The following is a 12562-nucleotide window of genomic DNA, read 5'->3' as shown; positions in this document are numbered from 1 at the left end:
CGAGGAAGTCGGCGGGCCGCAGGGCCGGGCGCTGGTCGGTCACCCGGCGATCCTATACAGCACCGCGGGCGCCTCGACGCGGCAGCGGCACGTGACGCGGGCGACCGGTTCGGTGACCGGTCGGTGCACGGACAGTCGCGACATGAGACCCGGTTGTGTCAGGATCCCGACACCACGAGGCATGGCCGATCCCTAATATGAGCGCGATCCACGCCTTTTGGGACGAATCCGCTTCTCCCTTGGTAGCGAGCACATGACCTACCGTCTTAAAGTTGATGAACCATCGATTCCCGGGGAGGAAACATGGGCGACGAGGTGACCGGCTCCGCCTTGCGGCACTGGGATCATCCCGCGTACACGGCCAGACTCCAGGAGGGACGAGCGGCACTCGCGCAACTGCTGATCGACAGGCGGCTCGACCGCGACCGTCCGATGACCGGACTCGAACTGGAGATCGACCTCGTCGAACCGGGCGGCGACCCCGCCTTCGCCAACGACGCCGTACTGGAACACCTGCACACCACCGGGGAAGAGGAGGCCCTCTACAGCGCCCAGCACGAGCTGGGCGCGTTCAACATCGAGCTGAACCTGCCGCCGAGACTGCTCGACGGCGCCGGGATCTCCTGGTACGAGAGCGATCTGGCGGCGATCCTGGCGGAGGTGCGCGAGGCCGGCGGCAAGGCCGGCGTCCACATCTGCCCGATCGGGACGATGCCGACGCTCTTCACCGACCACATGGACGTCGAGGCGATCTCGCGCACCAAGCGGTACCGAATCCTCAACGAGGAGATCATGAACCAGCGCGGGGAGGACCTGCGCATCGACATCACCGGCGCCGAGTCGGTGGACTTCACCTCGCCGACCATCGCCCCCGAATCGGCCAACACCTCCGTCCAGTTCCACCTCCAGGTCGCCCCCGAGGACTTCGCCCGCTACTGGAACGCGGCGCAGGCCGTCGCGGGGGCGCAGGTCGCCATGGGCGCGAACTCGCCCTACCTGTTCGGGCGCCAGTTGTGGGCCGAGACGCGGGTGATCCTGTTCGAGCAGGGCACCGACACCAGGCGGGCGAACCAGCGGGCCGAAGGGGCCCGGCCCAGGGCCTGGTTCGGCGAACGGTGGATCGACTCGATCCTCGACCTGTTCGATGAGAACTACCGGCATTTCGCGCCGCTTTTACCGCTTTGCGACCCCGAAGACCCCGCCGCGGTCATGGCCGCCGGCGGGGTCCCGAGCCTCAGGGAGCTGCGCTTCCACAACGGCACGGTCTACCGGTGGAACCGCCCGGTCTACGACGTGCAGCGGGGCAGACCGCATGTGCGGGTGGAGAACCGCGTCCTCGCGGCCGGGCCGACCGCCGTGGACATCTGCGCGAACATGGCGCTGTTCTACGGCCTGGTGGCGCACTACGCGAACGCCGCCGAGCCGCTGAGCGAGCGCATGGACTTCGGGCAGGCGGCGGCGAACTTCCGGGCGGCGGCGCGGCACGGCATCCAGGCCGACCAGGTGTGGCCCGGCCGCGGGCTCGTCCCGGCCCGCAAACTCGTGCTGGAGGAACTGCTCCCGGCCGCGGCCGAGGGCCTGTCGGCGCTGGGCGTCAGCCGCAGGGACGCCGACCGCTACCTGGGGGTGATCGAGGCGCGGTGCCGACGCGGGGTCAACGGCGCGACCTGGCAGGTCGCGCGGGTCCAGGTAGCCCAGCACCGGCAGCGGATGGAACGGCGAGAAGCGCTGCGGGCCATGGTCCTCGACTACTCGGCCCGCTCCGCCGACGGCCGGCCCGTCCACGAATGGGAGGTCTGAACGACCGATCGTGAACGGTCGGCCCCGCGAAACGAACCACCGGAACCCGAGAACGAACCGTCCCCCTGAACCACCGTCCCGATGCAGCACCGTCCCTTAGCAACACCGTCCCAAGGCAAGACCGCTCTTTTGCAACACCGTCCCATCGCGGGTCCGTTCTTCTGAGCGACTTTCCCCCTGAATGAGATGCGGCCGGGCACCAGTGCCCGGCCGCTTCCTTTGTCCTGGCGCCCTTACGAATCGCCGTCCTCGGAGGTGAGCTTGCGGCGGGTCCGGGCGGTCTTCTTGGCGCGGCGCGGCTTCGCCGGCGCCTCGGGTTCTGCGGGCTCGGCGGGCTCGTCCATGTCGACGGCCTTGAGCTCCTGCACCCAGTCCACGTCGGCGTTCGGCTCGTCGTCGCCCTCCTGCGGCTCCCACTCCGCGCGCTTCTGCTCGTCGAGCTTCGCGGCGCGCTTCTCGCGCCGGGTGGGCCGCTTCGGCTTCTCGGGCGCCGGCTCCGGCTTCGCGGGCAGGTCGTGCGTCTCGGCGTCGTCGTACGCCGAGACCGGCTCGGGCACCGTCCAGCCCGGCACGGACTCGACCAAGCCCGACTTGGCCTCGGCCCGCGGGGCGTCCACGGCCGAGGTGTCGTCGATCTGCCCGCCCGCCTTCGGCACCGCGCACACGATGAGCGAACCCAGGAGCCCGGCGATCGCCGCGTAGGGCCCGACGAACATCACCCACATCGACTCGGCGTCGTTCACCTGCGAAGGCCCCGCGACCAGGTGCGCGACGGTGACGATGAGCGGCCCGGCGATCCCCGAGGCCGCCGCGATCCGGTAGCCCGAGTTCGTGATCGTGCCCCTGCGTGCGAACGCGGCCACGATCGCCCCGATGAGGGCCGAACCGATCACGAACGGCACCGCTATCGCGAAGCCGCGCCGCCCCAAGATCATGTCGGGACCGGCCCACGAACCCCACACCGCGAGTTCGTGCACCGGCGAGACCCGCTCGCCGACCTGCACGAACACCGACAGGATCGCCAGCACCCAGATCAGGGCGACCGAAGCGCCGACGTTGACGGCCACCGAGCGCGAGCTCAGGCCGATGAGCGTGAGCGCGAAGCCCACGGCCGCGCCGAGCGCGGCCGCCACGAGCAGTTTGGTGGGGAAGGCGTCGTACACCGCGCTCTGCACCGCCGAGAGGGACACGAGCGGGCCGACGATGAACGCGCCGACGGCGCTGGCGAAGACGGCGGCGGCCCTGGTTGCGGAGCCGAGGTCGGCGGCGGCGCGGGAGCCGATCGCGCCCGAGGCCAGGCCGCCGATCACGCACGAGGCGGCCGAGAACCAGGCCACCCACGCGAGGTTGGCGTTCCAGCGGAAGGCGAGGACGGCGTCGGTGGCGCCGGGGGCGTCCTCGGCCCAGGAGAGGAGGCCGAAACCGTAGGCCAGCCCGAGTTGGGCGAGCGCGGCGAGCGCCGCGACCGCGAACCCGGCGCCGACGGTCTTTGCGGCGGATCTAGGTGACATACGTCGCACCGTACTGCGTGTACGCAATGGAGTTCCGCACGGCCGATCGAGTGAGCACCCGATTGCGGCGCCGCGACGCGATTCACCTGCGTCTGCGTCTCACATCGCACAAACGCGGAGGCCCCGCCCCGCCCGGCCCCGCTATGCTCGCTTCATCAAGGCCACCTGCCCGGTCGCCGTGCGAGATCATGCCGATCAGCGAGGAGCATTGCATGTCCGACGCCTACGAGGCCCTCACCGCGACACTCGCGGCCGCCGACCCCGAGATCGAACGGCTCATCGAAGCCGAAGGCCGACGCGAATCCGAGAAGATCCGCCTCATCGCGTCCGAGAACTACGTGTCCCAGGCGGTCATGGAGGCCACCGGCTCCATCCTGACCAACAAGTACTCCGAGGGGTACGCCGGGAAGCGCTACTACGAGGGCCAGCAGCTCATCGACCAGGTCGAGCAGCTCGCCGTCGACCGGGCGAAGGCCCTCTTCGGGGCCGACCACGCCAACGTCCAGCCCTACTCCGGGTCCCCGGCGAACCTGGCCGTCTACATGGCGTTCCTGTCCCCCGGCGACAAGGTCCTGGGCATGGGGCTGCCCGCAGGCGGGCACCTGACCCACGGCGCGAAGGTCTCCGCGACCGGCAAGTGGTTCGACGCGGTCCACTACGGGGTCCGCCGCGACACCGGCCGCATCGACCTCGACGAGGTCGCCGAGATCGCCCGCCGCGAGCGCCCGAAGATGATCATCTGCGGCGGCACCGCGATCCCCCGCACCGTCGACTTCGCCGGGTTCAAGGCCATCGCCGACGAGGTCGGCGCGGTCCTCATGGCCGACATCGCCCACATCGCCGGGCTCGTCGCCGGCGGGGCGCACCCGACCCCGGTCGGGCACGCCGACGTGGTCACCACCACCACGCACAAGACCCTGCGCGGCCCGCGCGGCGCGATGATCCTCACGAACGAGGAGCACGCGAAGGCCATCGACAAGGCCGTCTTCCCCGGTCTCCAGGGCGGCCCGCACAACCACACCACCGCCGCGATCGCGGTGGCGCTCAAAGAGGCCGCGAAGGACTCGTTCAAGGAGTACGCCGCGCAGATCGTGAAGAACGCGAAGGCGCTGGCCGAGGGCCTGTCCTCGCGCGGGTTCGACCTGGTCTCGGGCGGCACCGACAACCACCTGATCCTGGTGGACCTCACCAGCAAGGACATCGCCGGCAAGCCCGCGGCGAAGGCCCTGGACGCGGCCGGGATCGAGCTGAACTTCAACTCCGTCCCGTTCGACCAGCGCAAGCCCTTCGACCCGTCGGGCCTGCGGATCGGCACCTCCTCGGTGACGACCCGCGGCATGACCGAGGGGGACATGGACGCGATCGCCGGCTGGATCGACCGGGCCGTGGCCGCGGCGAAGGACGGCAAGGACGCCGAGCTCGACGTCATCGCCGGCGAGATCCGCGAGCACACCAAGGCCTTCCCCATCCCCGGTTGGAAGGCGTAACCCTCAGCGCGACGCGAGCGAAGGCGCCCTGCCGTTTCCGGCAGGGCGCCTTCGCTGTGCCGACGTCGCGGCCGCTGGACATGCGAAACGCGCCGGGCCCTCGGTGAGAGTGCCGCAGCGCGTCGCGTTCTAGGAGCCGCTTCGAGGCGGCGTTGAGTCTTGCAGTCTTGCGGCCAGGCGCCTTGTGGGCGCGCTCGCCTGCTCGGACCTAGCGGGCCAGGCCGGCGAGGGTGCGACCCTCGACGCGGTCGGCCACCCAGCGCAGCGCGCCGGCGGTCGAGAGGCGGACCTTCTCCTGGCCGGTGACGCCGAAGACATACGGCTTGTCAGCGCGACCGTCGTCAACGACCGGCGCGTTCGGCAGGGCCGAGGTGGCGGCGGTGTTGGCGGCGTCGACTGCGAGGTATGCACCTACGAACTCGTTCATGAGGATTCCTTCCCGGCAGGGTGTGCCGGATTGCATATCTGAAGGGGGACCGCTCGTCGATGACGCCATTGTCGACGGCGGGTGTCCGGTGCGGCCTTCCCGGCCGCTCCGGGGCCGATTCGCGAGTGGGGACCGGGTTCACCGCTCCGCCGCTGCTTTCTTCGGCCTCGACACCAATGCTAAGACCGCACCGACCCGGAAATCCAGGTATTTCGCGTGGGTCACATGTATCCCACGACACTGTCCAATGAGCACTGAGTTACCGTTCGGTCCTCCGATTCCAGGAGCGGTCCGCCGCCGGGTGAAGGTAGTCTGTTCGGATGCGGGACTTGGGAGTTCGCGTCGGCCACTGGACCGGCGAGCACACCGGCTGCACGGTGCTGCTGTTCGACGAGGCCACCGTCGCCTCCGGCGAGGTCCGCGGCGGCGCCCCCGCCAGCCGTGAGATCGAACTCCTCGACCCCACCAGATCCAACACCGGCATCGACGCGGTGCTCCTGACCGGCGGCTCCGCGTTCGGCCTCGCCGCCGCCGACGGCGTCATGCGGTGGCTCGCCGAGCACGGCCGCGGCGTCGCCACCCCCGGCGGACTCGTCCCGATCGTCCCCACCCTGGGCCTCTACGACCTCGACGGCACCGGCGCGACCCCGGCCGCCCCGCAGGGCTACGAGGCCTGCGACGCCGCCATGGCCCCGTTCGAACCGGCCCTCGACGGCCCCATCGGCGCGGGCAGAGGCGCCACCGTCGGCCAATGGCGCGGCCTCACGCTGCCCTCGGGGCTGCGCTTCGCGACCGTCTCGGCCGGCGCCCTCGAAGTCCACGCGCTCGCGGCCGTCAACGCCTTCGGCGAACCCGGCCCGCTCGACCGCGGCCTCCTGCGCCCCGAAGGGTTCGCCAGCGGCGCGTTCGGACGCAACACCACCATCGGCGTGGTCGTCACCAACGCGCGGCTCGACAAGGTCGCGTGCGCCCTCACCGCCCAGGGCGCCCACGACGGGCTCGCCAAGGCGATCAGCCCCGTCCACACCCGCATGGACGGCGACGCGTTCGTCGCCGCCGCCACCGGCCGGGTCGAGGCCTCGGTCGACGTGGTCCGCGCGCTCGCCGTCGAAGCGGTCGCCGAGGCCATCGGCACCGCCGCCTTAGACTCCACGCCGTGAAACGCCTCGCCGCGCTCGCGGCCCTTTCGCTCCTACTCGGCGGGTGCACCGCCGACGGCGGGGCCCCCGACGAAGGGCCGCGGACGTGGCTGTACCTGCTCACCGGATACCCCGAGGAGGGTCTGGCGGGACTGGGGACCGCTGCCGATTTCGACCATGCAAGCTTCGACCATGCCGTCATCGACCTCGCCCGCGACGGCGGCGAGGACTACTGGACCGCCGAGGAGGTCGGCGGCCTCCGGGAATCGGGGACGGCCGTCTACGCCTACTTCTCGATCGGCTCGATCGAGGACTACCGGCCCGAGCACGACGCGGTCGCCGCCGCGGGCCTCGCCCTCAACCGCTGGGAGGAGTGGCCCGACGAGCACTTCGTGCGGTACTGGGACCCGCAGTGGTGGGAACTGGCGGTGCGCCCGCGCCTCGACCAGGCGATCGCGGCCGGATTCGACGGCGTCTACCTCGACGTGCCGAACGCCTACGAGGAGATCGACCTCGCCCTGGTCCCCGGCGAGACCCGCGACACCCTCGCGCGGAAGATGGCCGAACTCGTCGTCGCCGCGAGCGACCACGCCGGAGACGACCTCCTGATCCTCCCGCAGAACGCGCCCGAACTGCGCGCCCAGCCCGGCTACCTCGACGCCATCGACGGCCTCGGCGTCGAGCACCTCTACTACCTCGACACCCACGAGCCCTGCGACGAGGACTGGTGCGCCGAGACCCTGCGGGAGGTGCGCGAGATCCGCGACGCCGGAAAACTCGTCCTCGCCGTCGACTACACCGAGGACCCGGCCGAGCGGGCCGAAGCCTGCGCGCACTACCGCGCCGAGGACTTCGCCGGCGCCGTCGCCGGCATCGACCTCGACGCCCCGTACGAGCCCTGCTCCTAAACCGGCGCCGTCCCACGGGTGCTTGCGAGAGCGCTTCATCTGATACATCGCCTGGTCAGCCGCCCACAGGGTCTGCGCCGGGTTCCCGCCCGCCGACAACCGGGCCCAGCCGACCGACACGTCCACCGGCGTCCCCGGCACCGAGTACTCCCAGCGCTCGGCCGCCACCGCCTCCCGGATCCGCTCCGACACCGCGTCCGCGTCGTACTCGGTCGCGCCCGGCAGCACCACGATGAACTCGTCGCCGCCGGTGCGCGCCAGCAGGTCCCCCGAACGCACCACACGCGACAGCAGCGCCGCGACCCGTTGCAGGATCGCGTCCCCCGCCTGGTGCCCGTGCGTGTCGTTCACCGCCTTGAACCCGTCGAGGTCCAGCACCGCGATCATCCCGTCCCCCTCCACTTCGGAGAGGAACCGGTCCAGGCGCCGCCGGTTCGGCAGGCCCGTCAGGTCGTCGGTGTTCGCCCGGTCGGCCCAGTCGGCCGCCGCCCGCCGCAACTGCTGCTGGTCCACGACCGCCGCCGCCGAGTCCAGGTAGATCGAATGGAACTGGTTGATCTGCTTGTACAGCGCGTACGTCGTCGCGTGCGCCGCCAGGATCGACTCCGCGTGATCGCCCTTGGCCACCAAAGCGAGCGACTTCAAGTGCTTGGGCTCCATGACGCCGAGGCTCTCGTCGCCGATCTCGCGCGCCTCCAGCACCTCCAGGGCCTCCAGGCCCCGCTTCTGCGCGATGAGGCGCGAGGCCAGCGCCATCGTCCGCAGGTCCTGCGCCTCGACCGAGGAGGTCTCCTCCGGCAGCAGGTGCTCGACCGACCACTCGTCGCCGAAGCCGAGCAGGCTCAGCCGGGCGATCGCGTAGTGCACCCACTCCCTCTCGCGCGTGTCGAGGTCGTGCAGGTTCGGCTTCACCCGTTGCAGGGCCTCGCGCAGTTGGCCGATGCACGAGCGCGGGTCGCCGGTGTAGTACTGGAGCAGCGCGTCGCGGACCCGGATCGCCATGCCCTCCACAGAGGAGCGGCGCACGCCCGCGCGTTCGGCGAGCGCGTGGCACTGGTCGAGTTCCTGCGCGGCGCGCTGCTGGTAGCCGCAGCTGCTGAGGACCACCGCGAGGTCGTACCAGGCGTCGACCGCGGCCTGGCTCGCCTCCGTCATCGACCGAAGTGCGCGCGAGGCGAGGACCAGGTGCTGCGCGGTGAAGTCGAGGGACCTGCCGTGGTGGTGGTGATACCAGGCGGCGAGGGCGTGGTACCTGCCGTCGAGGCGCGGGTCGTTGCAGCGGGAGACGGCGGTGCCGGCCTGGTCGATCGTGTTCGGGAGCCGGTCGATGTCGCGCTGGAAGATCTGGCCTTCGAGGATGAACAGCCAGGCCTGGGCCCGCTGGTGGGCGGTCTCGGTGTTGTAGACGATCCAGGTGGCCTCGGCGACGGACTCGGCGACCTGGCCGGCGCGCATGAGCGCGCGCAGGCGCTGATACTGATCGGCATAATCACGCGCAGACGTGATCCCCCTCCGTGGCGTCACGCGCTCTATCCTGCCACTGCCGCGCCGATATATCCAGTGGCGCAGGTCGTGGCCGTTTCGTCCCGGGGACGCCGGAAGGCATGGGCGCGAACCGTTTTCCTCCCCGGCAGGTCTCGGACCCTTAGAGTGGGTGCAGTGCCCGAAATGGAAGGATGGTGCGCTTTGGTCCCTGCGTGTCCGTGCTCCTCGTGCGGTGCGCCGCTCTCGGCGGCCTCCCCCACCGGACCGGCCGACGCGTCGGCGGCGGGTACGACCGTGCTGGCCTGCGGGTCCTGCGGGACCGAGACGCACGGGAGGCCGGCGGCGCGGCGGCTGGTCGACCCCGACTGGACCGCGTTGGCGCCCAAGGGACTGCTGCGGTACGCCGATGACACCCCCGAGCTGATCGTGGCACCGGACGCGCTGGTGCCGTTCGGCATCGAGCGGACGGCGGCGCGCCGGACCATGCGCGAGTGGGCGCGGCGGCGCTGGATGGCGCCGGGGTCGCTGCGGCGGGTCGCGGACTCGGAGTCGTTCCGCGGGGCGTTCGTGCCGTACTGGGTCTGGGAGGCGCGGACGCGCTCGCGGTTCCGGGCCGCGCGCGGCGACCACTACTGGGCGCGGACGGCCGGGAGCGGCGAGGCGGGCGGGAGCCGGGTGCGGGGCATCCGGTGGCGGCCGGCGGCCGGGTTCGTCGACCGGGACTTCGCGGGGGTGGCGATCACGGCGACGGTGCGCCTGGACGGGCGGATGCTCGCGGAGCTCATGCGCGACTGGCGCCTGGGCGGGGCGGTGCCGTTCGATCCGGAGCAGTTGGAGGGCTGCTGGGTGCAGCGCTACGACCTGGAGCCGGAGGTCGGCCTGGAGCTGGCGAAGGACCGGATGGCGGCCGCGGTCGAGCGGGCAGTGCGCGCCCGCGTGGGCGGCGACGAGCAGCACGTGCCGGTCATCGACACCGCGTACGCGGACCTGGGCTACAAGCTGGTGCTGCTGCCGGTGTGGCTGGCCTCGTACGCGCACCGGGGCCGGCGGCGGATGGTGGCCGTGCACGGTGAGTCGGGCCGGGTGGTGGGCGAGCGCCCGTGGAGCGCCGCCAAACTGGGAATCGGAATGTTCCTCGCGATGGCTGTGGCAGGCGTCATACTGTATTTGGGCCTTTGATCCGATTTCTCGACGCCGATCGGCCATGAGGCCGGTGGAGCGAGCGGTTACACGCTGGAAATGAACTATCGTCGGGTACGCGCAACCCCAGCGTCGCATTGTGCGTGTAGCCCCCAGAGCGAGCCAGCCCACCCCGGCTGCGCCGCCGCACCCCACACTTGAATGTCCGGGAGAGGCAATGAGCGACCCGATCAGTCACGCCGCCAAGGCATCGGCCCCTTGGTGGGCGAAGGCCATGGTCATCAGCGGCTCGACGGTCATGGTCATCGCGGGGGGCGGGGCGATCGCCACCCAGGTCGGCGTGACCCTGGTGAACAACTCGGTCAACCAGGAGGACCTGCTCGGCGACCAGCGGGTCGTGACCGAGGAGGGCGCCGACATCGAAGGGCCCCTGAACTTCCTGGTGCTCGGCACCGACGAGCGGGTCGACGCCGGCGGCCTGGCCCGCACCGACGCCGACATCATCGTCCACGTCAACGAGGACCTCACGCAGGTCAGCATGATCTCCATCCCGCGGGACCTGTACGTCGAGGTGCCCAGCGGCGTGCCGGCGTCCGCGACGAAGCTCACCGAGGTGTTCGCGTACTCCGAGGACTGGGGCGAGTCGTTCCAGAACACCGCCGAGACCATCACGCACCTGACCGGCATCCAGTTCGACGGCGGCGCGATCGCGAACTTCGAGGGCTTCCTCGACATGGTCGGGGAGCTGGGCACGATCGAGCTGTGCCCCTGGCACGACATCACCTCGATCCACACCGACAAGACCTTCCCCAAGGGCTGCGCCGAGTACGACCAGGACGACGCGCTCGACCTGGTGCGCCAGCGCTACGGCTGGGACTCCGACGAGGACTACGCCAACGGCACCTGGGGCGACTTCGGCCGCCAGAAGATGCAGCAGCAGGCGATCAAGAAGATCCTGGAGCGGGCCAAGGAGCAGGGCTACGCGACCAACCCGGCCAAGGCGGTCAACCTGCTCAACAGCTTCGGCGACGCCCTCACCGTCGACGTGGGCGGCCACAACCTCCTCGACATGATCACGCAGATGCGCGACATCGACCCCAACGAGATCCTGTCGATCGGCACGCCCTCCTCGGAGGGGAACTTCAACGGGACCTCGTACGTGCTCATCCACGAGGGCACCGACGAGCAGGTGGCCGCGGACGCGCTGTGGGAGGCGATCGCGAACGACACGCTGAACGAGTGGGCCTGCGAGTACCCCGAATGGCTCAGCGGCGACTCGACGCCCGACTGCACCACCACGACGGTGCCGGTCGACGGGGCGACCGAGGAGGCCGAAAGCGGCACCGAGACCGCGGGCTGACCGCCCGCGCCGACCGGTCGCGGGGCCTCGCGGCGGGCGGATGCAACCTCCGGCGGCGCCGAGAGCGTCTGGGTTAGGAACTCCCCCGGACCCGAGACACTCTTGGAGCGACATGGCCGGCAAGCGCGCGCCCTGGTGGGCGCACCTGATGCTGTACGCGGGCGGCTTGACGCTGGTCGTCGCCGGGGGCACGGCCGCGGTGGCCCAGTACGGGATCTACACCGCGAACAACGCGATCGAGCAGGAGAACATCCTCGGCGACCACCAGGCCGAGCTCGACGTCGAGGACCTCCAGGGGCCCTTGAACATCCTGGTGCTCGGCGTCGACAAGCAGGGCGGCACGACCCGCTCGGACACGATGATCATCGTGCACGTCAACTCCGACCTCTCGAAGGCGTCGATGATCTCGCTGCCGCGGGACCTGTGGGTGGAGATCCCCGACTGCGGGCCGACGATGAACAGCCCGTGCGAGTTCAAGCTCAACCACGCCGCCTCGATCGACGACGACTGGGAGGTCACGCGCCCCAACGTCGTCAACACGATCTACGACCTCACCGGCGTCGACTTCCACCTGGGCGCGACGGTCGACTTCAACGGCTTCCTCGACCTGGTCGACCTCGTCGGCGAGATCGAGCTGTGCCCCTGGCACGACATCACCTCGATCCACGGCGAGAAGAAGCTCTACCCCGAAGGCTGCGCCTACTACGACAAGACCGACTCCCTCGACCTCATCCGCCAGCGCTACGGCTGGGGCTGGGACTCCGACTGGGAGGAGGGCCGCGGCGGCGACTACGGTCGCCAGGCCATGCAGCAGCAGGCGATCCGGTCCCTGATCAGGGAGTTGAAGTCCGACGGGTACCACAAGGACCCCGCGAAGCTCACCGAGATCCTCAACGGGTTCGGCGGCTCGCTGACCATCGACAAGCCCGACGACCTCACGATCACCGACCTGGTGGTGAACCTGCGGGACATCAGCCCCGACGAGATCGCCGCGATCCAGGTGCCGTCCACGCCCGAGCAGATCCAGTGGGGCGGCGAGCCGCTGTCGATCGTGCGCGTCCACGAGGGCGAGCAGCAGGCCGCGGCCGACGCGCTGTGGGAGGCGCTGAAGAACGACGCGCTCGACCAGTGGATGGTCGAGCACCCCGAGTGGGTCAAGAGCGGCGGCGACAAGGCCCCGACCGCGCCCGGCGGCGACGCCTCGGGCGGGGCCGACGACACCGCGGCGGAGGGCGGGGGCTGAGCCCTCCGGCCGGGCCCGCGAGCTGGGGATCGGGGGCGCGGCGCCCCTGGGGTCGGCCCGAA

General features: G+C 70.8%; 9 protein-coding genes and 1 pseudogene. 7 read left to right on the top strand and 3 right to left on the bottom strand.

The window, feature by feature from the left end:
- Positions 1-303: 303 nt before the first annotated feature.
- Positions 304-1800 (top strand): hypothetical protein, encoded by a 1497-nt coding sequence (locus tag IF12_RS0118410; RefSeq protein WP_030160996.1) that lies wholly within the window; start codon positions 304-306, stop codon positions 1798-1800.
- A 233-nt stretch (positions 1801-2033) separates the two neighbouring features.
- Here the strand turns inward: IF12_RS0118410 and IF12_RS0118405 are convergent, their stop codons facing one another.
- The gene (locus IF12_RS0118405; RefSeq protein WP_030160994.1) at positions 2034-3311 is read right to left on the bottom strand and encodes a hypothetical protein; all 1278 of its coding nucleotides are present in this window, start codon (positions 3309-3311) and stop codon (positions 2034-2036) included.
- A gap of 212 nt (positions 3312-3523) precedes the next feature.
- On the opposite strand from IF12_RS0118405, the gene glyA reads away from it, so the two are divergent.
- Complete coding sequence (gene glyA / locus IF12_RS0118400) at positions 3524-4798, top strand: serine hydroxymethyltransferase (RefSeq protein ID WP_030160992.1); 1275 nt, start codon at positions 3524-3526, stop codon at positions 4796-4798.
- A gap of 208 nt (positions 4799-5006) precedes the next feature.
- Here glyA and IF12_RS0118395 read toward each other — a convergent pair whose 3' ends face one another.
- Complete coding sequence (locus tag IF12_RS0118395; RefSeq protein ID WP_030160990.1) at positions 5007-5225, bottom strand: hypothetical protein; 219 nt, start codon at positions 5223-5225, stop codon at positions 5007-5009.
- A 320-nt stretch (positions 5226-5545) separates the two neighbouring features.
- On the opposite strand from IF12_RS0118395, the gene IF12_RS0118390 reads away from it, so the two are divergent.
- Together IF12_RS0118390 and IF12_RS27310 are read left to right on the top strand one after the other, a co-directional pair.
- On the top strand, positions 5546-6385 hold the full coding sequence (locus IF12_RS0118390) for a P1 family peptidase (protein ID WP_030160988.1): 840 nt from the start codon (positions 5546-5548) through the stop codon (positions 6383-6385).
- Positions 6382-7272 (top strand): endo alpha-1,4 polygalactosaminidase, encoded by an 891-nt coding sequence (locus IF12_RS27310; RefSeq protein WP_369807734.1) that lies wholly within the window; start codon positions 6382-6384, stop codon positions 7270-7272. The genes IF12_RS0118390 and IF12_RS27310 overlap by 4 nt, the downstream gene beginning before the upstream one ends.
- A 33-nt stretch (positions 7273-7305) precedes the next feature.
- Here IF12_RS27310 and IF12_RS27305 read toward each other — a convergent pair.
- A pseudogene (locus tag IF12_RS27305) lies at positions 7306-7932 on the bottom strand (GGDEF domain-containing protein); the annotation flags it as partial.
- Positions 7933-8958: 1026 nt separating this feature from the next.
- Between IF12_RS27305 and IF12_RS0118380 the strand changes: the two are divergent.
- The 3 genes from IF12_RS0118380 to IF12_RS0118370 all read left to right on the top strand — a co-directional run bounded on the left by IF12_RS0118380 (position 8959) and on the right by IF12_RS0118370 (position 12500).
- Positions 8959-9936: a hypothetical protein gene (locus tag IF12_RS0118380; protein ID WP_133884455.1), complete on the top strand. Its 978-nt coding sequence runs from the start codon at positions 8959-8961 to the stop codon at positions 9934-9936.
- A gap of 178 nt (positions 9937-10114) precedes the next feature.
- Positions 10115-11257, top strand: a complete 1143-nt coding sequence (locus IF12_RS0118375; RefSeq protein WP_030160983.1) for an LCP family protein — start codon at positions 10115-10117, stop codon at positions 11255-11257.
- 112 nt (positions 11258-11369) lie between these two features.
- Positions 11370-12500: an LCP family protein gene (locus IF12_RS0118370; protein WP_030160981.1), complete on the top strand. Its 1131-nt coding sequence runs from the start codon at positions 11370-11372 to the stop codon at positions 12498-12500.
- The last annotated feature ends 62 nt before the right edge of the window (positions 12501-12562 follow it).

The sequence above is a fragment of the Glycomyces sp. NRRL B-16210 genome (assembly GCF_000719515.1).
GTDB lineage: Bacteria > Actinomycetota > Actinomycetes > Mycobacteriales > Micromonosporaceae > Glycomyces.
This window is presented reverse-complemented; position numbering and strand designations above follow the sequence as displayed.